Source organism: Micromonospora sp. NPDC005087, from assembly GCF_042872965.1.
Lineage (GTDB): Bacteria > Actinomycetota > Actinomycetes > Mycobacteriales > Micromonosporaceae > Micromonospora.
Window position 1 is genome coordinate 104,398 of the sequence record NZ_JBIALB010000007.1, and the last position, 23,482, is coordinate 127,879.

At 72.2% G+C, this 23,482-nt stretch carries 23 protein-coding genes; 2 read left to right on the plus strand and 21 right to left on the minus strand.

Annotated elements, in window-relative coordinates; genetic code table 11:
• Nucleotides 1–35: 35 nt before the first annotated feature.
• The 13 genes from metK to pyrR all read right to left on the minus strand — a co-directional run bounded on the left by metK (nucleotide 36) and on the right by pyrR (nucleotide 14,739).
• A complete protein-coding gene (gene metK, locus ACFYPS_RS18230) occupies nucleotides 36–1,229 on the minus strand; it encodes a methionine adenosyltransferase (RefSeq protein WP_387325669.1) in 1,194 nt (397 codons plus the stop codon).
• Between the two features lie 87 nt (nucleotides 1,230–1,316).
• Nucleotides 1,317–2,525: a bifunctional phosphopantothenoylcysteine decarboxylase/phosphopantothenate--cysteine ligase CoaBC gene (gene coaBC / locus ACFYPS_RS18235; protein ID WP_354964242.1), complete on the minus strand. Its 1,209-nt coding sequence runs from the start codon at nucleotides 2,523–2,525 to the stop codon at nucleotides 1,317–1,319.
• Nucleotides 2,526–2,539: 14 nt separating this feature from the next.
• Complete coding sequence (gene rpoZ / locus ACFYPS_RS18240; RefSeq protein ID WP_030335666.1) at nucleotides 2,540–2,803, minus strand: DNA-directed RNA polymerase subunit omega; 264 nt, start codon at nucleotides 2,801–2,803, stop codon at nucleotides 2,540–2,542.
• Nucleotides 2,804–2,867: 64 nt separating this feature from the next.
• Nucleotides 2,868–3,401, minus strand: a complete 534-nt coding sequence (locus tag ACFYPS_RS18245; protein WP_354964241.1) for a guanylate kinase — start codon at nucleotides 3,399–3,401, stop codon at nucleotides 2,868–2,870.
• 25 nt (nucleotides 3,402–3,426) lie between these two features.
• Nucleotides 3,427–3,744 carry an integration host factor, actinobacterial type gene (gene mihF, locus ACFYPS_RS18250; RefSeq protein WP_030335662.1) on the minus strand — a complete coding sequence of 106 codons (318 nt, stop codon included), beginning with the start codon at nucleotides 3,742–3,744 and terminating at the stop codon, nucleotides 3,427–3,429.
• A 178-nt stretch (nucleotides 3,745–3,922) separates the two neighbouring features.
• Nucleotides 3,923–4,759, minus strand: a complete 837-nt coding sequence (pyrF, locus tag ACFYPS_RS18255; RefSeq protein ID WP_354964240.1) for an orotidine-5'-phosphate decarboxylase — start codon at nucleotides 4,757–4,759, stop codon at nucleotides 3,923–3,925.
• A 59-nt stretch (nucleotides 4,760–4,818) separates the two neighbouring features.
• Entirely contained in the window at nucleotides 4,819–6,093 is a 1,275-nt protein-coding gene (locus ACFYPS_RS18260; protein ID WP_387325673.1) for an adenosylmethionine--8-amino-7-oxononanoate transaminase, read from the minus strand.
• 324 nt (nucleotides 6,094–6,417) lie between these two features.
• Nucleotides 6,418–7,458 carry a quinone-dependent dihydroorotate dehydrogenase gene (locus ACFYPS_RS18265; protein WP_354964238.1) on the minus strand — a complete coding sequence of 347 codons (1,041 nt, stop codon included), beginning with the start codon at nucleotides 7,456–7,458 and terminating at the stop codon, nucleotides 6,418–6,420.
• Complete coding sequence (gene carB, locus ACFYPS_RS18270) at nucleotides 7,455–10,802, minus strand: carbamoyl-phosphate synthase large subunit (RefSeq protein WP_354964237.1); 3,348 nt, start codon at nucleotides 10,800–10,802, stop codon at nucleotides 7,455–7,457. The genes ACFYPS_RS18265 and carB overlap by 4 nt, the downstream gene beginning before the upstream one ends.
• Nucleotides 10,795–11,958 carry a glutamine-hydrolyzing carbamoyl-phosphate synthase small subunit gene (gene carA / locus ACFYPS_RS18275; RefSeq protein ID WP_354964236.1) on the minus strand — a complete coding sequence of 388 codons (1,164 nt, stop codon included), beginning with the start codon at nucleotides 11,956–11,958 and terminating at the stop codon, nucleotides 10,795–10,797. Before carA ends, carB begins: the two co-directional genes overlap by 8 nt.
• Nucleotides 11,958–13,235, minus strand: coding sequence for a dihydroorotase (locus ACFYPS_RS18280; RefSeq protein ID WP_354964235.1), 1,278 nt, complete (start codon nucleotides 13,233–13,235; stop codon nucleotides 11,958–11,960). Before ACFYPS_RS18280 ends, carA begins: the two co-directional genes overlap by 1 nt.
• Nucleotides 13,232–14,158, minus strand: a complete 927-nt coding sequence (locus tag ACFYPS_RS18285) for an aspartate carbamoyltransferase catalytic subunit (protein WP_354964234.1) — start codon at nucleotides 14,156–14,158, stop codon at nucleotides 13,232–13,234. The genes ACFYPS_RS18280 and ACFYPS_RS18285 overlap by 4 nt, the downstream gene beginning before the upstream one ends.
• Nucleotides 14,155–14,739 carry a bifunctional pyr operon transcriptional regulator/uracil phosphoribosyltransferase PyrR gene (pyrR, locus tag ACFYPS_RS18290; protein ID WP_354964233.1) on the minus strand — a complete coding sequence of 195 codons (585 nt, stop codon included), beginning with the start codon at nucleotides 14,737–14,739 and terminating at the stop codon, nucleotides 14,155–14,157. Before pyrR ends, ACFYPS_RS18285 begins: the two co-directional genes overlap by 4 nt.
• A gap of 288 nt (nucleotides 14,740–15,027) precedes the next feature.
• On the opposite strand from pyrR, the gene ACFYPS_RS18295 reads away from it, so the two are divergent.
• Nucleotides 15,028–15,516, plus strand: a complete 489-nt coding sequence (locus tag ACFYPS_RS18295) for a transcriptional regulator (protein ID WP_007458348.1) — start codon at nucleotides 15,028–15,030, stop codon at nucleotides 15,514–15,516.
• Nucleotides 15,517–15,591: 75 nt separating this feature from the next.
• Here the strand turns inward: ACFYPS_RS18295 and nusB are convergent, their stop codons facing one another.
• The 5 genes from nusB to ACFYPS_RS18320 form a co-directional block, all read right to left on the minus strand.
• Nucleotides 15,592–16,002: a transcription antitermination factor NusB gene (gene nusB, locus ACFYPS_RS18300; protein WP_354964337.1), complete on the minus strand. Its 411-nt coding sequence runs from the start codon at nucleotides 16,000–16,002 to the stop codon at nucleotides 15,592–15,594.
• A 23-nt stretch (nucleotides 16,003–16,025) separates the two neighbouring features.
• Nucleotides 16,026–16,583 carry an elongation factor P gene (gene efp, locus ACFYPS_RS18305; protein ID WP_074318567.1) on the minus strand — a complete coding sequence of 186 codons (558 nt, stop codon included), beginning with the start codon at nucleotides 16,581–16,583 and terminating at the stop codon, nucleotides 16,026–16,028.
• 672 nt (nucleotides 16,584–17,255) lie between these two features.
• Nucleotides 17,256–17,687 (minus strand): type II 3-dehydroquinate dehydratase, encoded by a 432-nt coding sequence (aroQ, locus tag ACFYPS_RS18310; RefSeq protein ID WP_354964232.1) that lies wholly within the window; start codon nucleotides 17,685–17,687, stop codon nucleotides 17,256–17,258.
• Nucleotides 17,684–18,763 (minus strand): 3-dehydroquinate synthase, encoded by a 1,080-nt coding sequence (gene aroB, locus ACFYPS_RS18315; RefSeq protein ID WP_354964231.1) that lies wholly within the window; start codon nucleotides 18,761–18,763, stop codon nucleotides 17,684–17,686. Before aroB ends, aroQ begins: the two co-directional genes overlap by 4 nt.
• 10 nt (nucleotides 18,764–18,773) lie before the next feature.
• A complete protein-coding gene (locus ACFYPS_RS18320) occupies nucleotides 18,774–19,772 on the minus strand; it encodes a YafY family protein (RefSeq protein WP_354964230.1) in 999 nt (332 codons plus the stop codon).
• Between the two features lie 79 nt (nucleotides 19,773–19,851).
• Here ACFYPS_RS18320 and ACFYPS_RS18325 point away from each other — a divergent pair, with 79 nt between their 5' ends.
• The gene (locus tag ACFYPS_RS18325) at nucleotides 19,852–20,580 is read left to right on the plus strand and encodes an alpha/beta hydrolase (protein WP_354964229.1); all 729 of its coding nucleotides are present in this window, start codon (nucleotides 19,852–19,854) and stop codon (nucleotides 20,578–20,580) included.
• Nucleotides 20,581–20,649: 69 nt separating this feature from the next.
• On the opposite strand, the gene ACFYPS_RS18330 is transcribed toward ACFYPS_RS18325, so the two are convergent.
• The 3 genes from ACFYPS_RS18330 to ACFYPS_RS18340 all read right to left on the minus strand — a co-directional run bounded on the left by ACFYPS_RS18330 (nucleotide 20,650) and on the right by ACFYPS_RS18340 (nucleotide 23,454).
• On the minus strand, nucleotides 20,650–21,153 hold the full coding sequence (locus tag ACFYPS_RS18330; protein ID WP_354964228.1) for a shikimate kinase: 504 nt from the start codon (nucleotides 21,151–21,153) through the stop codon (nucleotides 20,650–20,652).
• Nucleotides 21,153–22,331, minus strand: coding sequence for a chorismate synthase (gene aroC / locus ACFYPS_RS18335; RefSeq protein ID WP_387325683.1), 1,179 nt, complete (start codon nucleotides 22,329–22,331; stop codon nucleotides 21,153–21,155). The genes ACFYPS_RS18330 and aroC overlap by 1 nt, the downstream gene beginning before the upstream one ends.
• Nucleotides 22,332–22,884: 553 nt before the next feature.
• Nucleotides 22,885–23,454, minus strand: a complete 570-nt coding sequence (locus tag ACFYPS_RS18340) for a hypothetical protein (protein WP_354964226.1) — start codon at nucleotides 23,452–23,454, stop codon at nucleotides 22,885–22,887.
• Nucleotides 23,455–23,482: the final 28 nt, after the last annotated feature.

The window sequence follows — 23,482 nt, forward strand, 5'->3', positions numbered from 1 at the left end:
TTCCGCGGGTCGCCGGTCGCTGCGCTTGGTGGCGGTCAGGCTCCCGCGGCCGACTTGAGGTCGGCGGCCCGGTCGGTGCTCTCCCAGGTCAGGTCCGGCAGCTCGCGGCCGAAGTGGCCGTACGCGGCGGTCTGCTGGTAGATCGGGCGGAGCAGGTTGAGGTCCCGGATGATCGCGGCCGGGCGCAGGTCGAACACCTCGGTGACGGCCTTCTCGATCGAGGTGACCGGCACGGTCTCGGTGCCGAACGTCTCGATGAACAGGCTCACCGGGTGCGCCTTGCCGATGGCGTACGCGACCTGGGCCTCGCACCGCTCGGCCAGGCCGGCGGCGACCACGTTCTTGGCCACCCAGCGCATCGCGTACGCGGCCGAGCGGTCCACCTTGGACGGGTCCTTGCCGGAGAACGCGCCACCGCCGTGCCGGGCGTACCCGCCGTAGGTGTCGACGATGATCTTGCGACCGGTCAGCCCGGCGTCACCCATCGGGCCGCCGATCTCGAACCGGCCGGTCGGGTTGACCAGCAGCCGGTAGCCGTCGGTGTCCAGACCGAGGCTCTCCAGCTCCGGTGCGATGACGTGGTCGCGCACGTCCGGGGTGAGCAGCGACTCCAGCGAGATGTCCGCGGCGTGCTGGCTGGACACGACCACGGTGTTGAGCCGGACCGGACGCAGCCCCTCGTACTCGATGGTCACCTGGGTCTTGCCGTCCGGGCGCAGGTACGGGATGGTGCCGTCCTTGCGCACCGCGGCCAGCCGGCGGGCCAGTCGGTGTGCCAGCGCGATGGGCAGCGGCATCAGCTCGGGCGTCTCCGAGCACGCGAAGCCGAACATCATGCCCTGGTCCCCGGCGCCCTGCGCGTCCAGTGCGCTCTCCGAGGCTCCGGTGCGCAGCTCGAAGGCGTTGTCAACGCCCTGCGCGATGTCCTCGGACTGCGCGCCGATGGAGACGCTGACCCCGCAGGAGGCGCCGTCGAAGCCCTTCTTCGACGAGTCGTACCCGATGTCGAGGATGGTCCGGCGGACGATCGTCGGGATGTCGGCGTACGCCTTGGTGGTCACCTCACCGGCGATGTGCACCTGCCCGGTGGTGATCATGGTCTCCACCGCGACCCGGCTGTGCGGATCCTCGGCGAGCAACGCGTCGAGGATGCCATCGCTGATCTGGTCGGCGATCTTGTCCGGGTGGCCTTCCGTGACCGATTCGGACGTGAAGAGGCGGCGTGTCACGGCACTCCTAAGCGTGTGAGGTCGTTCCGCGGCAGTCTAGTCACCGCTGCGGTGGGTGTCGGGATCGGTCGCGCCCTGTTCCACCCGTCAGGAGCGGCCGGCCAGCCGCGCCACGACGAGATCCCAGACGGAGTCGGCCACATCCTCCTTGGCCTGCTCGGGCAGCCGGCTGACCGAGCCGTCCGCGCCGATGACCGTCACCGTGTTGGTGTCGGCGCCGAAGACCTTGTCCACGCCGACCTCGTTGACCACGATCAGGTCGGCCCGCTTCCGGGCGAGTTTCGCCCGGCCGTTGGCCTCCGCGTCGCCGGTCTCGGCGGCGAACACCACCAGCACCTGCTCCGGTCGTTTGCGCTGGCCGAGCTCTGCCGCGATGTCCGGGTTCGTGACGAGCTCGATGGTGGGCGCGACACCGTCGTCCGACTTCTTGATTTTGCCAGGCGCGTACGCCGCCGGCCGGAAATCAGCCGGAGCCGCCGCCATCACCACCGCGTCGGCGTCGACGGCCGCCTTCAGCGTCGCCTCCCGCAGCTCGCCGGTGCTGCCCACCCGGACCAGGTCGACTCCGGCCGGGTCGGCGAGGGAGACGTTGGCCGCGATCAGGGTGACCCGGGCGCCCCGGGCGACGGCCGCCCGGGCGAACGCGTAGCCCTGCTTGCCGGACGAGCGGTTGCCGAGGAACCGGACCGGGTCCAGCGGCTCGCGGGTGCCCCCCGCGGTGACCACCACCCGGCGGCCGGCCAGGTCGGCGGGTGCCGGCCCACCCCGGGCCAGGACCCGACGCGCGACCGCGAAGATCTCCGCCGGGTCGGGCAGCCGGCCCTTGCCGGTGTCGACGCCGGTGAGCCGGCCGACGGCCGGCTCGATGACCCGGACACCGCGGGCGCGCAGCGTGGCGACGTTGGCCACGGTGGCCGGGTGCTCCCACATCTCGGTGTGCATGGCCGGAGCCAGCACCACCGGGCAGCGCGCGGTCAGCAGCGTGTTGGTCAGCAGGTCGTCGGCGAGCCCGTGGGCGGCCTTAGCGAGCAGGTCGGCGGTGGTCGGCGCGACCACCACCAGGTCGGCCTGCTGGCCGAGCCGCACGTGCGGCACCTCGTGCACGTCGGACCAGACGTCGTCGGCGACCGGCTGACCGGAGAGAGCTGCCCAGGTCGGCGCTCCGACGAAGCGGAGCGCCGACGCGGTCGGCACGACGCGAACCCGGTGACCCGATTCGGTGAAGAGTCGCAGCAGCTCGCAGGCCTTGTAGGCGGCGATGCCGCCGCCGACCCCGAGGACGATCCCGGCGGACATCGACGCGTGGGGGCTTACGGCTGGTCGGTCGGCTCAGCGGTGAGCAGGCCCGAGTTGATCTCGCGCATGGCGATGGAGAGGGGCTTCTCCTGGGGGGTGGTCTCGACGAGCGGGCCGACGTACTCCAGCAGGCCCTCGCCGAGCTGGCTGTAGTAGGCGTTGACCTGGCGCGCGCGCTTGGCGGCGAAGATGACCAGCGCGTACTTCGACGTCGTCTTCTCGAGGAGCTCGTCGATCGGCGGGTTGGTGATGCCTTCGGGGTTGGCGATGGATCCCACGAATTAACCTCTGCGTCTTTCGAGCCGCGCGGACGCGGTGCTGAGTCTCAACGGCGGCCGGCCATCAGCCGCGTACAGGCGACCAGGCCGGATCCGGATAAGAAGAACCGAGTAAGCCTACCAGCTCGACGACCACCCGATCGGTGAGGTCGTGCGTCAGGGCGTGCTCGAAGGTCGCCGCCACGGCGGCGTCGGGTCGGTGACCGGGCGGGCTCAGCAGCACCAGCCGCGCGTCGGGCAGTCGCGCCCGGACCAGTTGGGCGCCGGTCAGGTCGAGCGGGAGGAGCACCGGCTGCCCCGCGTCGAGCCGGGCGCGCAGCGGTGGGTACGGGGTGCCCCGACAGTGCGGGCCCATCCGGGACCACTCCAGCAGCTCGCCGGCGGCCACCCGGCGGTCGAACTCGGCGGGAGCGAGGAAGACCCGGTCCTCCCCGTCGATCTCCCGCTCCCGGCGCGGCCGGGTGGTCGCCTGCACCGGGATCCACACGGACGGAGAACGCGCCCGGACGAGCTCGACGACACTCTCCCTGCCGGAACCCGAAGGTCCAGCCAGGACAGTGAGCCGAGCCGCCGGGCGCGCCTCGTCATCCGTGCTCACTGCTTGTTTCTACACGCTGCCAGGTTCAGTTGGCGGCGAACTCTCCAAGCAGTGCCTTGCGCTGCTGCTCGCCGAGGCCACGCAGGCGACGGCTGTCGGCGATCTTGAGCTTCTCCATGATCTGGGTAGCCCGGATCTTGCCGATGCCCGGCATGGCCTGCAGGACGGCCGACACCTTGAGCTTGCCAACGACATCGTCGCTCTCGGCGCGCTCGAGGACAGCACCGAGGGTGGTCTTGCCCTGCTTGAGCTGCTCCTTCAGCTGAGCACGGGCCTTGCGGATCTCCGCGGCCTTCTCGAGCGCGGCAGCGCGTTGTTCGGGGGTCAGTGACGGGAGCGGCACCAGTTCTCCTCAGGTCCCTATCGCGGCGGGCGGGGCGCACCGCCGCATCTGTGAAACGTGGTGTCGCTGTGAACCAAGGGGTCCATGGTTCCCAGCGCGGGGAAAACTAGCGGCCAACGGAGCTTTCGGCAACGTGGACGCGCGATGATCATCGCAAAGTGACCGAGCCGTCAGTCAGTCACCGGGCAGCCAGAACGCCCCGGCAGTCGGCCAGCACCCGGTCCGCGGCGGCCCGCAGGGCGGCGACGTCGGGGCCGGCGGACAGCACCTCCCGGGAGTACGACGGGAGCACCGCGGCGAGGCTCGGACCGAAGACGGTCCGCAGATCGGCAGCACCGGCACCCTGCGCGCCGAGCCCCGGCGCGAGCAGCGGACCACCCACCCCGGAGAGGTCGTGACCGGTGTCTCCGATGGTCGCGCCGACCACCAGCCCGAAGCTGCCGAGAGGGGCCGCACCCCTGTTGAGCTGGGAAATCTCGTCGATCACGGTCTGCGCCACGGTGCGCCCGTCGGCCGTGCGGGCCCGCTGCACGGCGGCTCCCTCGGGGTTCGAGGTGAGGGCCAGCACGAACACCCCGCCACCGTGCTCGGCGGCCAGCTTGAACATCGGCGCCAGGGAACCCACCCCCAGGTAGGGGCTCGCGGTGACCGCGTCGACATACAACGGGCTGGATGGATCAAGGTACGCGGAGGCGTACGCGCTGACCGTCGAGCCGATGTCGCCGCGCTTGACGTCCAGCAGAACGAGCGAGCCGGCATCACGTAACTGTCGGATAGTTGACTCAAGAATCGCCACGCCGCGGGACCCGAAACGCTCGAAAAAGGCCGACTGAGGCTTGACCACCGCAACCCGGTCACCGAGGGCGTCGACCACTGTCCGGGTGAACCTGTCGAGCCCCTGAACGTCGTCGGTGAGGCCCCAGCGGGCCAGCAGACCGGGATGCGGGTCGATGCCCACGCAGAGCGGTCCCCGCTCGCTGACGGCCCGGTGCAGCCGGGTGCCGAAGCTTTCCATCCGGTAGTTCCCCTCTCCTCGTCCGGGCGGCAGCCCGCCACGGGTAGCTCTGAACCGGCTCAGCCGGCCGCCACCGCCGCCGCCACGCCGGACGCGATCCGGGCCAGGTCGGCGTCGCCGGTCACGTACGGCGGCATCGTGTAGATCAGGTCGCGGAACGGCCGCAGCCACACCCCCCGGTCGACCGCCGCCGTGGTGGCCGCGCCGAGGTCGACCTCGTGATCGAGTTGGACCACCCCGATCGCGCCGAGCACCCGCACGTCGGCCACGCCCGGCGTGCCGCGCAGCGGCTCCAGCCCGGCGCGCAGGCCGGCACCGATCCTGGACACCTGCGCCGCCCAGTCCCCGGCCCGCAGCAGCCCGATGGACGCGTTGGCCACCGCGCAGGCCAACGGGTTGCCCATGAAGGTCGGCCCGTGCGCCAGCACGCCGCTGGCGGAGATCGCCTGGGCCACCCGCGGGGTGCAGAGGGCCGCCGCGAGGGTCACGTAACCGCCGGTGAGCGCCTTGCCCACGCACATCACGTCCGGGGTCACCCCGGCGTGCTCGGCGGCGAACATCGTGCCGGTACGGCCGAAGCCGGTGGCGATCTCGTCGAAGATCAGCAGGATCCCGTGCGCCTGGGTCACCTCCCGCAGCACCCGCAGGTACCCCGGATGGTGGAAACGCATCCCGCCGGCGCCCTGCACCACCGGTTCGACGATCACCGCGGCCAGTTCGTGGGCATGCCGCTCGACCGTGTCCACCAGCGCCGCCACGTACGCCTCGTCGGGCGGATCGGCGAACCCGCCCGGCGGAACCGGTGCGAAGACCTGCCGGGGCAGCACGTCGCCCCAGAGGTGGTGCATCCCGCCCTCCGGGTCACAGACGCTCATCGGGTGGAACGTGTCGCCGTGGTAGCCGCCCCGCCAGGTGGCCAGCCGGCGCCGCTGCGGCCGTCCGACGGCCCGCTGGTACTGCAGGCACATCTTCACCGCCACCTCGACGCTGACCGAGCCGGAGTCGGCCAGGAAGACGTGCTCCAGGCCGTCCGGGGCCAGCTCCACCAGGGTCCGGGCGAGCTGTACCGCGGGCTCGTGGGTTAGCCCGCCGAACATCACGTGGCTCATCCGGCCGAGCTGGTCGGTCACCGCCGCGTCCAACGTCGGGTGCCGGTAGCCGTGGATCGCCGCCCACCAGGACGACATCCCGTCCACCAGCTCCCGGCCGTCCGCAAGCCGCAGCCGTACGCCCTCGGCGCTCTGCACCACGTACGGCGGGTTCGCCGGCGGCAGTGAGGTGTACGGGTGCCAGACGTGCGCCCGGTCGGCGGTCAGGATCTCCTCGGGCGTCACGCGCGCTCCTTCATGGCGTTCGCGAGTGGGGCAACGGGCACGGCGGGCATGGCGGGCACGGGCCCGGGCGCAGGCGCAGGCGCGGCGGCAGGCGCACGCGCGGGCGCGGGGACCCACCGGCTGCCTTTGCTCTGCTTCAACGGACGCACCACCCGACGTCCGGATATCGGACGGCGGCCGTTGCGTGGGGTGAAGCAGAGCAAAGGGAACGAGGTGGGCACCCGGCCGGAGCGCCGACCGGCACCGGGATCGGCACCCGAGCGGACAGCCGAACCGGCGCCGCCCTGGCTGCCGCCCACCGACCGGGGCCGGGCACCGGACCGGTCACCGCCCGCCGACCGGGGCCGGGGATGGCCCCGGCACGCGGGCGGCGGCGCGGACCAGGGCCGGGCCCCGGTAGATGAAGCCGGTGTAGAGCTGCACCAGGGCGGCGCCGGCGTCGAACATCCGAGCGGCGTCGTCCGGGTCCAGCACCCCGCCGACGCCGATGATCGGCAGTCGGCCGCCGGTCTCCCGGTGCACGAAGGCGACCACCTCCCTCGCGCGGCCGGTGAGCGGCCGGCCGGAGAGGCCACCCGCCTGGGCGCCACGCTCGGCGTCCACCGAGGCGAGACCGTCCCGGGCCAGGGTGGTGTTGGTGGCGATCACCCCGGCCGCTCCCCGGGCCAGGCAGACCTCCAGCAACTCGGCGATCGCCGCCTCGGTCAGATCAGGTGCGATCTTGACCAGCACCGGCTTCTCCCCGACCAGCGCGGCGAGCAGCGCGTCCAGGTGCGCGCGGTCCTGCAACGAGCGCAGCCCCGGGGTGTTCGGTGAGGACACGTTCACCGCGAAGTAGTCGCCGTGCCCGCGCAGCGCCCGGTACGAGGCGAGGTAGTCCTCGACCGCCTCGTCGAGCGGCGTCACCTTGGACTTGCCCAGCGAGATGCCCAGCGGTACGCCGATCGCGCGCGGCAGCGCGGCCAGCCGGGCGGCCAGCGCGGCAGCGCCGGCGTTGTTGAAGCCCATCCGGTTGACCACCGCCTCGCTGGCCGGCAGCCGGAACAGGCGCGGCCGGGGATTGCCCGGCTGGGCGTGCGCGGTGACCGTGCCGACCTCGACGAAACCGAAGCCGAGCGCCGGCCAGGCCGCCAGCGCCGCCCCGTCCTTGTCCATCCCGGCGGCCAACCCGACCGGGTTGGGAAACTCCACGCCGAACACCGTGCGCGGCGCCCGGACCGCATACCGGGCACGTAGCGCCGCCAGTGCGACCGGCCGCCGGGACAGCGCGGTCAACCAGCGCAGCGTCAACTCGTGCGCCGCCTCCGCGTCCCCACTCCCGATCCGGAACAGCCACGGCCGCACCGCCCGCTCGAACACCGTCACTGGGCGGCCCGGAGGGTGGCGTGCAGATCCTGGAGGGGACGGACCTGCATGTCGCCGCGGATCCTGGCCTCGATGCCCATGACCGCCGCGGCGGCACCGGGGACCGTGGTGATGCACGGGATGTCCGCGGTGACCGCGGCGCTGCGGATCTCGTAGCCGTCCGAGCGGGCGCTGGCACCCGAACCCTGCGGCGTGTTGATCACCAACGTCACGGCGCCGCCGAGGATCAGCGACACGGCGTCGTCTCCCTCGCCGGCCTGGTAGTGCTTGCGGATCTGCTCGCAGGCGATGCCGTGGCGCCGCAGCACCTCGGCGGTGCCGGTGGTCGCCACGATCTCGAAGCCGAGATCCGCCAGGCGCTTGATCGGGAAGATCATGCCGCGCTTGTCCCGGTTGGCCACCGAGACGAAGATCTTCCCGGCGGTCGGCAGTGAGCCGTACGCGGCCGACTGGCTCTTAGCGAAGGCGTGCCCGAAGTTGGTGTCGATGCCCATCACCTCGCCGGTCGACTTCATCTCCGGCCCGAGCAGCGAGTCGATCCCCTTGCCGGAGCGGGTACGGAAGCGCTTGAACGGCAACACCGCCTCCTTCACCGCGATCGGCGCGTCGGCGGGCATCGTGCCACCGTCCCCGGTCGCCGGGAGCAGCCCCTCGGCGCGCAGTTCGGCGATGCGCGCGCCGAGCGCGATCCGGGCCGCCGCCTTGGCCAGCGGCACCGCGGTCGCCTTGGAGACGAACGGGACCGTCCGCGACGCCCGCGGGTTGGCCTCCAGGACGTAGAGCACGTCGTCCTTGAGCGCGTACTGCACGTTGAGCAGGCCACGGACGCCGACACCGCGGGCGATCGCCTCGGTGTAGCGGCGGACCTCGGCCAGGTGCGAACCGGCGAGGGTGATCGGCGGCAGCGCGCAGGAGGAGTCGCCGGAGTGGATGCCGGCCTCCTCGATGTGCTCCATCACCCCGCCGATGTAGACCTCACCGTCGGCGTCGCAGAGCGCGTCCACGTCGATCTCGATGGCGTCATCGAGGAAGCGGTCCACCAGCACCGGGTGGTCCGGGGAGATGTCGGTGGCGCGGCCGATGTAGTCGCGCAGGGTCGGGTCGTCGTAGACGATCTCCATGCCCCGCCCGCCCAGCACGTACGACGGCCGGACCAGCACCGGGTAGCCGATCTCGTCGGCGATCGTCTTGGCCTCGTCGTACGAGGTGGCCATGCCGTGTGCCGGCGCGCGCAGCCCGGCCCGGGCCAGCACCGCACCGAACGCGCCCCGCTCCTCGGCCAGGTGGATCGACTCCGGGGAGGTGCCGACCACCGGCACCCCGGCGTTCTTGAGCCGCTGCGCCAGCCCCAGCGGGGTCTGCCCGCCCAGCTGCACGATCACACCGACCACGCCCGGCCCGCCGGCCGACCGGCCGGAGGAGTCCTCGGCGTGCCAGGCCTCCAGCACGTCCTCGAAGGTCAGTGGTTCGAAGTAGAGCCGGTCGGCGGTGTCGTAGTCGGTGGAGACCGTCTCCGGGTTGCAGTTGACCATGACCGTCTCGTAGCCGATGCCCCGCAGCGCCTGAACCGCGTGCACGCACGAGTAGTCGAACTCGATGCCCTGCCCGATCCGGTTCGGGCCGGAGCCCAGGATCAGCACCTTCGGCCGGTCCGACGGCACGACCTCGGTCTCTGAGTCGTACGTCGAGTAGTGGTACGGCGTGCTCGCCTCGAACTCGGCCGCGCAGGTGTCCACGGTCTTGTAGACCGGGCGCACGTCGAGACGGTGCCGCAGCGTACGCACGCCGTCCTCGGCGGCCAGCTCCGGCCGCAGCGCGGCGAGCTGCCGGTCGGACAGGCCGGCCCGCTTGGCCCGGCGCAGCCGTTCGGCGTCGAGCACCGGAGCGTCCACGATCTCCGCGCGCAGCTCAACCAGCGCGGCGATCTGATCCAGGAACCACGGGTCGATCCCACCCGAGGCCGCGGTGACCTCGGCGATCGACGCACCGAGGCGCAGCGCCCGCTCGACGGTGTACAGCCGGCCGTCGTGCGGAATCCGCAGCGCGGTCAGGGTGTTCTCCCGCGTCGCGTCGGCCGGATCCGGCACCGTCCAGAAGCCGGCTTCCTTCGTCTCCATCGAGCGCATCGCCTTGTTCAACGCCTCGCTGAAGTTGCGCCCGAGGCTCATCGCCTCGCCCACCGACTTCATCGTGGTGGTCAGCTCCGGGTCCGCGCCGGGGAACTTCTCGAACGCGAAGCGGGGGATCTTCACCACCACGTAGTCCAGGGTCGGCTCGAACGCCGCCGGGGTCTTCAACGTGATGTCGTTGGGAATCTCGTCGAGGGTGTAGCCGATCGCCAGTTTGGCCGCGATCTTGGCGATCGGGAAACCGGTCGCCTTGGACGCCAACGCCGAGGAGCGCGACACCCGCGGGTTCATCTCGATCACGACGATCCGGCCGTCGACCGGGTTGACCGCGAACTGGATGTTGCAGCCGCCGGTGTCCACCCCGACCTCGCGTAGCACCGCGATGCCCAGGTCACGCAGGCTCTGGTACTCCCGGTCGGTGAGCGTCATGGCCGGTGCCACGGTGACGCTGTCGCCGGTGTGCACGCCCATCGGGTCGACGTTCTCGATCGAGCAGACCACCACCACGTTGTCGTGCCGGTCGCGCATCAGCTCGAGCTCGTACTCCTTCCAGCCGAGCACGCTCTCCTCGATGAGCACCTCGTGCACCGGGCTGGCGGACAGGCCGTCACCGGCGATGCGGGCCAGGTCCTCCGGGGTGTGCGCCATACCGGAGCCCAGGCCGCCCATCGTGAACGACGGCCGGATCACCACCGGCAGGCCCAGCTCGGCAACGGTCGCCTCGACCTCGTCCATCGAGTGGCAGACCCGCGAGCGGGGCACCAGGGCGGTCGGGTCGTCGACGCCGAGGCGGACCCCGGCCTTCGCCACGATCTCCTTGAACAGCTGGCGGTCCTCGCCGCGGTTGATCGCGTCGATGTTCGCGCCGATCAGCTCCACGCCGTACTTGTCCAGCACGCCGGACTCGTGCAGGGCGACCGCGGTGTTCAGCGCGGTCTGCCCGCCGAGGGTGGCCAGGATGGCGTCCGGGCGCTCCTTGGCGATGACCAGCTCCACGAACTCCGGGGTGATCGGCTCGACGTACGTGGCGTCGGCGAACTCCGGGTCGGTCATGATGGTCGCCGGGTTGGAGTTGACCAGGCTGACCCGGATCCCCTCGCTGCGCAGCACCCGGCAGGCCTGGGTGCCGGAGTAGTCGAACTCGCAAGCCTGCCCGATGACGATCGGCCCGGAGCCGATCACCAGGATGTGCTTGAGATCGGTCCGCTTAGGCATTGCTGCGCCCCTCGCTGTGGATCCGGCCCTCGATGAGCTCGGCAAAGCGGTCGAAGAGGTAGTCCGCGTCGTGCGGGCCGGCCGCCGCCTCCGGGTGGTACTGAACGGTGAAGGCGGGCACGTCCACGGCCCGCAGCCCCTCGACGACGTTGTCATTGAGACAGACGTGCGACACCCGGACGCCACCGAAGTCGGTGTCGATCACCTGATCGGGTACCACCGCGCCGTGCCCCGCGCCGGGCACCTCGACCGCGAAGCCATGGTTGTGGCTGGTCACCTCGACCTTGCCGGTGGCCCGGTCGAGAACCGGCTGGTTGATCCCCCGGTGGCCGTAGCCCAGCTTGTAGGTGCCGAAGCCGAGCCCCCGGCCGAGGATCTGGCTGCCGAAGCAGATGCCGAACAGCGGCACCCGCCGCCGCAGCGCCTCCCGGGCCAGCGCCACCGGGCCGTCGGCGGTGGCCGGGTCGCCGGGGCCGGGCGACAGGAAGATCGCGTCGGCGCCGGTGGCGAGCAGGTCGTCGATGCCCGAGGAGGCCGGCAGCACGTGGGTGGTCACCCCGCGGGCGGCGAGCCGGCGGGGAACGTTGCGCTTGATGCCCAGGTCCAGCGCGGCAACGGTGAACCGGTGCTCGCCGATCGCCTGGACGACGTACGGCTGGGGGGTGGTCACCTCGGTGGAGAGGTCCGCGCCGACCATCTGCGGCGCCTGCCGGACCCGGGCCAGCAGGCTCTGCGGGTCGTTGTCCACGCTGGAGATGCCCACCCGCATGGCGCCCCGCTCGCGCAGGTGCCGGGTCAGCGCTCGGGTGTCCACCCCGCTGATGCCGACAACGCCCTCGGTGGCGAGCCGGTCCTCGAGGCCGCCGGTGGCCCGCCAGTTCGAGCCGATCCGGGCCGGGTCGCGCACCACGTACCCGGCCACCCAGATGCGGCCGGACTCGTCGTCCTCGCCGTTGACGCCCGTGTTGCCGATGTGCGGCGCGGTCTGCACCACCACCTGCCGGTGGTAGGACGGGTCGGTCAGGGTCTCCTGGTAGCCGGTCATGCCGGTGGTGAAGACCGCCTCGCCGAAGGTCTCCCCCACACTGCCGTACGCCTCACCGGGGAACGTGCGCCCGTCCTCGAGCACGAGGATCGCTGGTCTGCGCTTGACCATTACTTGACAGCCTTTCCGTCCAGAACCGTCGGCTCGCCACGCAGGAAGGTCGCCACGATGCGACCCGGCAGCGTCATGCGGGCGTACGGGGTGTTGCGACTGCGACTGGCCAGCTCCGCCGGCTCGATGGTGCGGCGGGCGGCCGGGTCGATCAGGGTCAGGTTGGCGGGCACCCCGGGCGCCGGGTCGACGCCGTGCCCGGCCAGCCCGGCGATCCGGGCCGGGGCGCGCGACATCCGCTCGGCGATCAGGTCCCACTGCGGGCCGAGCACGTCCAGCGCGATGGAGAGCGCCGTCTCCAGGCCGAGCATCCCCGGCCGGGCGTACGCCCACTCGCACTCCTTGTCCTCCACGGCGTGCGGGGCGTGGTCGGTGGCGATCACGTCGAGCACCCCGTCGGCGAGGGCGGCACGCAGGGCGGCGACGTCATCGGCGGTACGCAGTGGCGGGTTGACCTTGAAGACCGGGTCGTAGGTCTCCGCCCGCTCGTCGGTGAGCAGCAGGTGGTGCGGGGTGACCTCGGCGGTGACCCGCACCCCCCGCGCCTTGGCGTGGCGCAGCACCTCGACGCTGCCGGCCGTGGAGACGTGGCAGACATGCAGTCGGCTGCCCACGTGCTCGGCGAGCAGCACGTCCCGGGCGATGATCGCCTCCTCGGCGACGGCCGGCCACCCGATCAGGCCGAGCCGGGTGGAGACCTCACCCTCGTGCATCTGGGCGCCCTCGGTCAGCCGGGGCTCCTCGGCGTGCTGGGCGATGATCCCGTCGAACGCCTTGACGTACTCCAGGGACCGGCGCATCAGCTTCGGGTCGGCGACGCAGTGCCCGTCGTCGGAGAAGATCCGCACCCGGGCCGCGGAGTCGGCCATCGCGCCCAGTTCGGCGAGGCGCTCGCCGGCCAGCCCGACGGTGACGGCGCCGATCGGCTGCACGTCGACCAGCCCGGCCTCCCGGCCGAGCCGCCAGACCTGCTCGACGACGCCGGCGGTGTCCGCGACCGGGGAGGTGTTGGCCATCGCGCAGACCGCGGTGTAGCCGCCCAGGGCCGCCGCGCGGGAGCCGGACTCGACGGTCTCGGCGTCCTCCCGGCCCGGCTCGCGCAGGTGGGTGTGCAGGTCGACCAGGCCGGGCAGGGCGACCAGCCCGGTCCCATCGAGCACGGCGGCGTCCGGGGCGGACAGCCCCGGGCCGACCTCGGCGACCACGCCGTCGCGGATCAGCAAGTCGGTCGGCGCGGCGCCGACGACGCTCACGCTGGTGATCAGGTACGCGGTCACCGGTTGTTCCCTCCGAGCAGCAGGTAGAGGACGGCCATCCGCACGGAGACCCCGTTGGTGACCTGTTCGACGATGGTGGAGCGGGGCGAGTCGGCCACCTCGGGGGTGATCTCCATCCCCCGGTTCATCGGGCCGGGGTGCATGACGATCGCGTGATCGGGCAGCCGGCGCATCCGCGGGCCGTCCAGCCCGTAGCGGCGGGCGTACTCGCGGGCGGAGGGGAAGTAGGAGTCGTTCATCCGCTCCCGCTGCACCCGCAGCATCATCACCACGTCCACGTTGGGCAGCACGGAGTCGAGGTCGTAGGAGACGTCGGTGCCGGGTGCGAGCGCCGCGGCGATGTCCACCGGGATGAGGGTGGGCGGGCCGACCAGGGTGACCTTGGCGCCGAGGGTGGAGAGCAGCAGCACGTTGGAGCGGGCCACCCGGGAGTGCAGCACGTCCCCGACCACCGCGACCGACAGGCCGGCCAGCCGGCCCAGCCGGGCCCGCATGGTGTACGCGTCCAGCAACGCCTGGGTGGGGTGCTCGTGGGTGCCGTCACCGGCGTTGACCACCGACCCGTCCACCCAGTTCGCCAGCCGGTGCGGCGCGCCGGAGGCGGGGTGCCGGACGACCACCGCGTCGGCGCCCATGGCCTGCAGGGTCAGCGCGGTGTCCTTCAGGCTCTCGCCCTTGGTGACGCTGGACCCCTTCGCGGAAAAGTTGATCACATCGGCGCTGAGCCGCTTGGCGGCCGCCTCGAAGGAGATCCGGGTGCGGGTCGAGTCCTCGTAGAAGAGGTTCACCACCGTCCGGCCGCGCAGCGCGGGCAGCTTCTTGATCTCGCGGCCGGCGACCGTGGCCATCTCGGCGGCGGTGTCCAGGATCTCGGTGGCGGTGTCGGCGTCCAGGTCCGCGCCGGAGAGCAGGTGCCTGATCATGAGGTGGTCCCCCCGTACAGCTTGACCTCGTCCGTGCCGTCGGTCTCGGCGAGCGTCACCTTGACGCTCTCGGCGAGCGAGGTCGGGATGTTCTTGCCGACGTAGTCGGCGCGGATCGGCAGCTCCCGGTGACCGCGGTCGACCAGGACGGCGAGCTGCACGGACGCTGGGCGCCCCACGTCGTTGAGCGCGTCGAGCGCGGCCCGGACGGTCCGGCCGGAGAAGAGGACGTCGTCGACGAGGATGACCCGCTTGCCGTCGATGCCGCCGGGCGGCAGCTCGGTCGGGCCGATCGCGCGGGTGGCGTGCCGGCGCAGGTCGTCGCGGTACAGGGTGATGTCCAGCACACCGACCGGGACGGCGACGTCCTCGAAGGTGCTGATCCGGGCGGCGAGCCGCCGGGCGAGGGGGGCACCCCGGGTGGGAATCCCGAGCAGCACCGTCTCGGCGGCGCCCTGGGTCTTCTCCAGGATCTGGTGTGCGATGCGGTCGACCACACGTTGCACGTCGGCGCTGGCGAGGATCACCTTCACCGAGGGTTGTCGCGGTGGTGACGAGCGGGCAGCCGGTGGGTATGCCACGGCGGACCTCCTTCCCCGCCTCACGGGACGGGTCGTTAAAGGATGTCGGGCACCTCCGGCCGGACCGCGGGCGGACCTGGGCCGGGGCTTCACGCCACGTTACCAGTGGTCACCGGGCGGATGGACGGCGGCTGCTGACCATCGGATCAGGCCGGCGAAATGGGGATAACTCCCCCGCTGCTCCCCAACGGTAGGGTCACGACCACTTGACCAGGTGTCGCATTCCCCGTACCGTCACGCTCCGTAACGATCGACGGGAGAACCCCGAGCAGCACTGGGAGTGTCCGAATGCCCTCTGAATACGCCAAATCTCTGGGCGCCCGCCTGCGCTCCATCCGCCAACAGCAGGGTCTCTCCCTGCAGGGCGTGGAGGAGAAGTCGAACGGGCGGTGGAAGGCCGTGGTGGTCGGGTCGTACGAGCGCGGCGACCGTGCCGTGACGGTGTCCCGCCTGGCCGAGCTTGCCGAGTTCTACCGCGTCCCCGTCTCGGAGCTGCTGCCCGACGGCAGCGGGGTCCGTCACGAGCCCACCAGCAAGATCGTCCTGGACCTGGAGCGGCTCTACGACGAGGCCTCCGAGGACCTGGCCTACGTGGCCCGCTACGCCCGCGCCATCCAGCAGCAGCGCGGCGACTACAACGGCCGGGTGCTCTCCATCCGCGCCGACGACCTGCGGGCGCTCGCGATCGTCTACGACGCCTCGCCGTCGGGTCTGATCGAGCGGCTCACCGAGCACGGTGTGCTGGTCGCCGACCCCCGGGCGTTCTTCGCCTCCTGATCCACCGATCCACCGAAAGGGCCCGTGCCGTCCGGCACGGGCCCTCTTCGTGGTACGGGTGCTGAGCGGGTGCGCTCAGCGGGTGGCGTACTCGGCGATCCGGCCGAGGATGCCGTTGAGGAAGCGCGGCGAGTCGTTGGTGGACATCTGGCGGGCAAGCTCCACAGCCTCGCTGATCGCCACCGCGTCGTCGATCTCGTCGACGTAGAGCAGCTCGTAGACCGCGATCCGGGCCAGGTTGCGGTCCACCACCGGCATCCGCTCCAGCGTCCAACCCTCGGCGTAGCTGGCGATCAGCTCGTCGATCCGGTTGAGGTGCTCGGCGACCCCCTCGACCAGGCTCGCCGCGTAGCCCAGGTGCTCCGGTCGGGGCTGCTCGATCCGCTGTACGTAGCCGGCGAGCACCTCGACCGGGGGCCGGTCCCGAAGGTCAGCCTCGTAGAGGACGTCCAGCGCCCGCTTGCGCGCCTTGCGACGCGCCGGCATCTGCTGCTTGGGACCCTCTGCCATCAGGATCGGCCGAGGTAACGGCCGTCGCGCGTGTCGACCTTGATCTTCTCGCCGGTGGTGATGAACAGCGGCACCTGCACGGTCGCGCCGGTCTCAACGGTGGCCGGCTTGTTGCCGCCGGTCGACCGGTCGCCCTGCAGACCCGGCTCGGTGTAGGTGACCTCCAGCACAACGCTGGTGGGCAGCTCGATGTAGAGCGGGACGCCCTCGTGGGTGGCGACGGTCGCCTCGGCCTCGGGGAGGAGGTAGTTGGCCGCCTCACCGACGGTGCCGCCGGGGACGGTGATCTGGTCGAAGGTCTCCAGATCCATGAAGACGTAGTCTTCGCCGTCGGCGTACAGGTACTGCATCGTGCGCTTGTCCACGGTCGCGGTCTCGACCTTGGTGCCCGCGTTGAAGGTCTTGTCGACCACCTTCCCGGACAGCACGTTCTTCAGCGTGGTGCGCACGAACGCACCACCCTTACCGGGCTTGACGTGCTGGAACTCGACGACGGCCCAGAGCTCGCCGTCAAGGTTGAGTACCAGGCCGTTTTTGAGGTCGTTGGTGGAGGCCATTTCCTGCCTTGATCATCAATTGGCGGACAGACCCTAGGAGTCTACTAGGGCGTGTTTCAGAAGTGTCGGTCGAGCCGAGCCGGAGTCCAGGCGTCGTTCGGCAAGGCGGAGCGGTGTCCGGATACCGGTGTTGTATCCGGACACCGCGACAACGCTGCCGGGCGGCGGCTGGGCCCGGCGCAGGCCGGCCAGCACTTCTGAAACACGCCCTAGCTGCGTCGAGGCGCGTTACCCGCCGTCGTTCGGGCGTCGACCGGTGCTGGCGACAGGGACCCGAGAACCGTGACAGATCGTCACGCTGGCACCTCAAGCCGCCCGCCACCCCCACGCCCTTTGCTCTGCTTCACCCGACGCAACAGTCACGGTCCGTGAGGCGCGGACGAGCACCCGACACCCCGACGAAAATCACATATCCGCAGCTCACCGCCTCTGTTGCGTCCGTTGAAGCAGAGCAAAGGACGCGAACCAGGAACGCTCTCCACCGGCGGGGGTCGGAGCCGCCGATGTCAATCGTGACGCTCGGTGACGAGGAGAGGGCATCACGATGGGTGAGACCTGGCGACTGCTCGCGAGCTGTCGGCATCACCGCCGACCAAGCCATCAGGCGACCAAGCCATCAGGCCACCAGGCCACCACGGCGGCGGGGGCTGCGGGCCAGAGCCCGAGTGCTGCTCAGCTGGAGCGGGTGGCCAGGTGGTGCAGGGCGAGTCGGTAGCCGTCGATGCCGAGCCCGCAGATCACCCCGGTCGCCACCGCGGAGATCACCGAGTGGTGCCGGAACTCCTCGCGGGCGTGGATGTTGGAGATGTGCACCTCGACCAACGGCCCGCGCAGCATGGCGCAGGCGTCCCGCACCGCGTACGAGTAGTGCGACCAGGCGGCCGGGTTGAGCACCACCGCGGCGCCCTCGTCGGCGGCGGCGTGCAGCCAGCCGAGCAGCTCGTGCTCGGCGTCGGTCTGCCGGACCGTCACGTCGAGCCCCAGCTCCCGGCCGGTCCGCTCGCAGAGCGCCACCAGGTCGGCGTAGCTGGTCGCGCCGTACACCGCCGGCTCGCGGGTGCCCAGCCGGCCCAGGTTCGGCCCGTTCAACACGTACACCCTCACGCCGTGCCCACCTCCCGGTAGGCGGCCGCGAGCAGCGCGTCGTCCGGGCCCTCGAGCATTGCCGGGCGGGCCAGCCCGTCCAGCACCACGAACCTCAGCCGGCTGCCGCGGGCCTTCTTGTCCACCCGCATCACGGCCAGCAGCTGCGACCAGGCGTCGGCCGGGTAGCTCACCGGCAGGCCGAGCGCGGCCAGGGTGACCCGGTGCCGGTCGGCGGTCGGCGCGTCCAGCCGGCCGGCGAGCCGGGCCAGCGCGGCGGCGTACACCAGGCCGACGGCGACGGCATGGCCGTGCCGCCAGCGGTAGCCCTCGACCTGCTCGATCGCGTGGGCCAGCGTGTGGCCGTAGTTGAGCACCTCCCGCACGCCCGACTCACGCAGGTCACCGGAGACCACGTCGGCCTTGACCCGGATCGCCCGCTCGATCAGCTCCCGGGTGACCGCCCCGCGCGGGTCGGTGGCGGCCGCCGGCTCACGCTCGATCAGATCCAGGATCGCCGGATCGGCGATGAAGCCGCACTTGACCACCTCGGCCAGCCCGGCCGCCAGGTCGACCGCGGGCAGGCTGTCCAGCGTGGCCAGGTCGGCCAGCACGCCGACCGGCGGGTGGAACGCGCCCACTAGGTTCTTGCCGGCGGCGGTGTTGATCCCGGTCTTGCCGCCGACCGCGGCGTCCACCATGCCCAGCAGTGAGGTGGCCACCGGCACCCAGCGCACCCCGCGCAGCCAGCAGGCCGCGACGAAGCCGGCCAGGTCGGTCACCGCGCCGCCGCCGACACCGACCACCGCGTCGGTACGGGTGAAGCCGGCCGCGCCGAGCCGATCCCAGCAGGCGGCGGCCACGTCGATCTGCTTGCCCCCCTCGGCGTCGGGCACCTCGATCGGCAGCGGCTCGACGCCGGCCGCGCGCAGCCGTTCGCCGAGCGCATCGGCCAGCCCCTTGAGCGGGGGCGCGTGCAGCACCGCCGCCCGGGTCGCGCCGGGCAGCAGCCCGGGCAGCGTGTCCAACAGGTCGCGTCCGACCAGCACGTCGTACGGCCGTTCGCCGCCGACCGGGATCCGGGTCACCTCGTCCATCGCCGGCAGCCTAGTCCAGCGGCCGGCGTGGCGAGGGCGGCCGCCCACCTGCTGGCCGGGCGGCCCAGTCCGCCAGCGCACGGGCGTGCTCGGCCACGGCGGTGCGCAACGCGTCCGGGTGCCGCACGGTGAAGGGGCAGCCCAGCCCGGCCAGCAGCGCCGCCATGCCGGGCAGGCTCTCCGCCCGCGCCCGCAGCAGCACCCCGTCGCCGGTGGCGGTCAGCTCGGCCACGGTGGGCGGGACGCGGCGTCGAACGGTGACCAGGTCGGTCTCCAGCAGCACCTCGACCTCGTGCGTGTAGGGCACGCCGGCCAGCGACCGGGTCACCCGGGCCACCGGGTCGAAGCCGTCCGGCACGGTGAACGTCGCCACGCCGGGCGTCACGGCGCCGATCCGGTCCAGCCGGAAGGTGCGGACCTCCCCGCGCCGGTGGTCGTGGCCGGTGACGTACCAGCGGCCCGCGTGGAAGACCAGCCCGTACGGGTCGAGCTCGCGGTGCGACGACTCACCTCGCCAGGAGCGGTAGTCCAGCGCCACCCGCTGCCGGTGTCGGGCGGCCGCGGCCAGGGTGAGCAGGGTGCCGGACGCCGGTCCCCGTTCCGGCTCCGTACGCCGCAGGGTGAAGCCGAGGTGCTCCTGCACGGCGGTCAGCCGGTCGGCGAGCGCCACCGGCAGCACCCGGCGGATCTTGGCCAGCGCGGTGGCGGTGGCCGGCAGTTCGGTGGCCAGCCCGACCCGTTCGGCGACGACCAGACCGAGCAGCACGGCCACCGCCTCGTCGTCGGTGAGCATCAGGGGCGGCAGCTTGTACCCGGGGTGCAGCCGGTAGCCGCCGTAGCGGCCCCGGTCGGCGATGACGGGGATGCCCAGCTCGACCAGGGTGGCCGCGTACCGGCGCACGGTGCGCTCGTCCACGCCTAGCCAGCCCGCGAGATCAGCGGCCGTCGAACGGTGCCGGGTCTGCAGCAGTTCGAGCAGGGCCAGCACGCGGCCGGCGGGATGCGACACCGACAACTCCTCGAAACCGGGCGGATTCTGTCCGGTTTCGATCGTACGGTCATCCGGTAACCGAGAGAAGGAGCGACAGATGGCGACGTTCGTGCTGGTGCCGGGTTTCTGGTTGGGCGCCTGGGCGTGGCGGGACGTGACCGCGGCGCTGCGCGCGCAGGGGCACGAGGTGTATCCGATGACGCTGACCGGGTTGGCCGAGCGGGACCACCTGGGCGGGCCGGAGGTGGGCCTGGAGACGCACACCGCGGACATCGTCCGGCTGATCGAGGTCGAGGACCTGCGCGAGGTGCTGCTGGTCGGGCACTCCGGCGGCGGCATGCCGGTCGCCCAGGCGGCAGACCGCATCCCGGACCGGATCGCCCGGGTGGTCTACGTGGAGAGCGGGCCGCTGCCGGACGGCGTCGCGCAGTTCGACACCGTGCCGCCGGAGGAGCAGGAGAAGCTTCGGGCCGCGATCGGCACCGGCCACCTGCTGCCGCCACCGGCCTTCGACCCGGACGCCGACCCGACCAACCTGGCCGGGCTGGACGAACCGACGCTGGCCCTGCTGCGTGCCCGGGCCACCCCGCAGCCGCTGCGGGCCGCCACCGAACCGGTGCGCCGCACCGGCGGTCGCCCGGTCCCGACCGCGCTGGTCGCCAGCACCTTCCCGCTGGCGGTGGTGCGGCAGATGATCGCCGAGCGGCACCCGTTCTTCACCGGGTTGGCCGGTGGCCAGCTGTTCGAGCTGCCGACCGGGCACTGGCCGATGCTCAGCGAGCCGAAGGCCCTGGCCGACGTGCTCGACGCCGCCGCCCGAGGCTGAGGAGAGGCCCCGCGAACGGGGAACCGCCCCGCCCGCCGCCCGGCCGGTCGCGCACCGGCCGGGCCGGCGTCAGCGGGTGAGCAGCGCGGCGATCTCGGCGACGATCTCCGCCGGGGTCCGGCCGTCGGTGGCCACCGTCGCGGTGGCCACCTCCGCGTACAGCGGCCGGCGCTGGTCCATCAGGTGCTTGAGGGTGGCGCGCGGGTTGATCGCCAGCAGCGGGCGGCCGGCGCCCAGCCCGACCCGCTTCACCGCGTCGGGCAGCTCGACCGAGAGGTGCACCACCCGGTGCCCGACCAGGGCGGCGCGGGTCTCCTCGGCCAGCACCGCGCCGCCGCCGAGGGCGAGCACCCCCGGGCTGGCAGCCAGCGCCGCGGCCACCGCGGCCCGTTCGAGGGTACGGAAGTGCTCCTCACCCTCGTCGATGAAGATCTCCGGGATGGGCTTGCCGGCCATCCGCTCGATGTCGGTGTCGGTGTCGCGGAACTCCACCCCGAGGGCCGTGGCGAGCGCCTCCCCGACCGTGGTCTTGCCGCAGCCGGGCGCACCGACCAGGACGACGACCGGCGCCATCAGCGGATGACCAGCGCGTCGAGGTAGCCGGTCACGTTGCGGCGGATCTCGGCGACCGAGTCCCCGCCGAACTTCTCGGTGGCCGCCTCGGCCAGCACCAGCGCGACCATCGCCTCGGCGACCACCGCGGCGGCGGGAACCGCGCAGACGTCCGAGCGCTGGTTGATCGCCGTGGCCGGCTCGCCGGTGGTGACGTCCACGGTGGCCAGGGCCCGGTTCAGCGACGAGATGGGCTTCATCGCGGCACGGACGCGCAGCGGCTCACCGGTGGTGATGCCGCCCTCGAGCCCCCCGGCCCGGTCGGTGACCCGGCGGACGCCGGTCGCCGACGGGATGATCTCGTCGTGCGCCTCGGAGCCGCGGGACCGGGCCTGCTGCCAGCCGTCACCGATCTCCACACCCTTGATCGCCTGGATCGACATCAGCGCGGTGGCCAGTCGGGCGTCGAGCTTGCGGTCCCACTGCACGTGGCTGCCCAGCCCCGGCGGCACCCCGTACGCCAGCACCTCGACCACGCCGCCGAGGGTGTCGGCGGCCTTCTTCGCGGCGTCCACCTCGGCGACCATCAGGGCGCTGGCCTCCGGGTCGAGGCAGCGCAGCGGGTCGGCGTCGATCCGGGCGGCGTCCTGCGGGCTCGGGCGCAGCCCGGACTTCGCGGCAACCGGGCCTAGCTCGACGACGTGCGAGACGATCTCGATGCCGAGCGCCTGCCGGATCAGCGCCTTGGCGACCGCGCCCACGGCCACCCGGGCCGCGGTCTCCCGGGCGCTGGCCCGCTCCAGGATGGGCCGGGCGTCGGTGTGGCCGTACTTCTGCATGCCGGCCAGGTCGGCGTGGCCCGGCCGGGGGCGGGTCAGCGGCGCGTTGCGGGCCTGCCGGGCCAGCTCGTCGGGGTCCACCGGGTCGGCGGCCATCACCGTGCGCCACTTCGGCCACTCGGAGTTGCCCACCCGGATCGCCACCGGGCTGCCCAGGGTGACGCCGTGCCGCAGGCCGCCGAGCACGTCGACCTCGTCCCGCTCGAACGACATCCGGGCGCCACGGCCGTAGCCCAGCCGCCGGCGGGCCAGCTCGTCGGCGATCTCGGTGGTGCTCACCTCGATGCCGGCCGGCACCCCCTCCAGCAGCGCGACGAGGGCGGGACCGTGCGATTCACCTGCAGTCAACCAGCGCAACACAGCGGTCAGTCTGTCACGGCCGGTGGCCGCCCCGACGTGCCGCCCGGCGCGTCCCGCCCTGCGGACGCGGACGTTGACGCGAACCTCGACGTGTGGGAGTGGTCGCTGGAAACTGCTGATGAGCACTGATGGAACGAGTTCATTGGGCTGGGTAGCTGGAAGCGCTACTGCTCGGGCCGCTTCTCACCCCCACCGGCCAGATGTTCGCATCGCGTTGGTCCGAGCGAGCAGGCACCGGGACGGAGGTGGGCGCTTGGTCAAGGTCGAGCCGGGACAACGACGGCGGCCCCGGTGATCGTCGGTCGGCGGTTCCATTTGGCTCCAACGGGTGTGCGAGGGCTCGGACGGAGCTGTCCGCCGCGGGTTGCGGGGTGAGGTCGATCGGGACCCACCTCCCGTCCTGCCGCATCCGGACCGGACCGGCGTGAACCTTCGCCTCGATCTGCCCGTTGGGGTGGGCGACGTACTCAGCCAACTCCGTGTCATGCCGGTGATCCGGACCAGCTGGCCGGTCATCCGGGCGGTGACGAGAGCAGCGATCTCGTCCGGATGCTCAAGTACCTCGGCCGGCTTGGGACGAGGTGCCGCTTCGGCTCGCTAAGCGGGCACCTCGGAGATGCTCGTCACGAGGCTTGCCACCAGGGCGACAGTCGCTGCCCGACCCCACCGAGACCTGACGAATCTTCCCCAGCTGGCGACGATCGCCGATCGGGGGCCGCTGGGCCCAGGCGCCCGCCCCCGCGGCGCTGCCCTGCGCTGGGTGCGCCCGCACCCGCGAGGCGAACTGCTGCCAGGCGTACACCCGCAGGGTGGCCCGGACGTTCACTGCGTCGGCGGGCAGGCCGCGCACCGCGAACTCCAGCAGCGCGTCGCGCTGGCCGTTGCGGTTGCCGTCGCAGAGTCGCGGGCAGCTGGCCAGCGTCGTCTTGACGCCGTTGTCGCCGTCCTGCGCGACCTGCGTGGCGGTGGTGTCCGCCGCCGCGGTCAGCACGATCGGTGACACCTCCGCCGCCGTCAGCGGCATCATCGTGGCCACCACGCCGGCACTCAGGACACTGAGGACGACGGCCTTGCGTCGCTTTCCTGCACCCGGTGCGGCGTGGTCGACTCCGTGCCTGCTCAAGGAACACTCCCTGTCTAGGCGGCGATTA

What these genes read in the sequence shown, in the direction of transcription:
- aroB (WP_354964231.1), bottom strand. Translation starts at nt 18,763, where the DNA reads ATGGACGAGGTGACCCGGATCCCGGTCGGCGGCGAACGGCCGTACGAC.
- ACFYPS_RS18325 (WP_354964229.1), top strand. Translation starts at nt 19,852, where the DNA reads ATGGCGACGTTCGTGCTGGTGCCGGGTTTCTGGTTGGGCGCCTGGGCG.
- ACFYPS_RS18285 (WP_354964234.1), bottom strand. Translation starts at nt 14,158, where the DNA reads ATGATCAGGCACCTGCTCTCCGGCGCGGACCTGGACGCCGACACCGCC.
- efp (WP_074318567.1), bottom strand. Translation starts at nt 16,583, where the DNA reads ATGGCCTCCACCAACGACCTCAAAAACGGCCTGGTACTCAACCTTGAC.
- carB (WP_354964237.1), bottom strand. Translation starts at nt 10,802, where the DNA reads ATGCCTAAGCGGACCGATCTCAAGCACATCCTGGTGATCGGCTCCGGG.
- carA (WP_354964236.1), bottom strand. Translation starts at nt 11,958, where the DNA reads ATGGTCAAGCGCAGACCAGCGATCCTCGTGCTCGAGGACGGGCGCACG.
- coaBC (WP_354964242.1), bottom strand. Translation starts at nt 2,525, where the DNA reads ATGTCCGCCGGGATCGTCCTCGGGGTCGGCGGCGGCATCGCCGCCTAC.
- ACFYPS_RS18330 (WP_354964228.1), bottom strand. Translation starts at nt 21,153, where the DNA reads ATGGCGCCGGTCGTCGTCCTGGTCGGTGCGCCCGGCTGCGGCAAGACC.
- ACFYPS_RS18295 (WP_007458348.1), top strand. Translation starts at nt 15,028, where the DNA reads ATGCCCTCTGAATACGCCAAATCTCTGGGCGCCCGCCTGCGCTCCATC.
- nusB (WP_354964337.1), bottom strand. Translation starts at nt 16,002, where the DNA reads ATGCCGGCGCGTCGCAAGGCGCGCAAGCGGGCGCTGGACGTCCTCTAC.
- pyrF (WP_354964240.1), bottom strand. Translation starts at nt 4,759, where the DNA reads ATGGAAAGCTTCGGCACCCGGCTGCACCGGGCCGTCAGCGAGCGGGGA.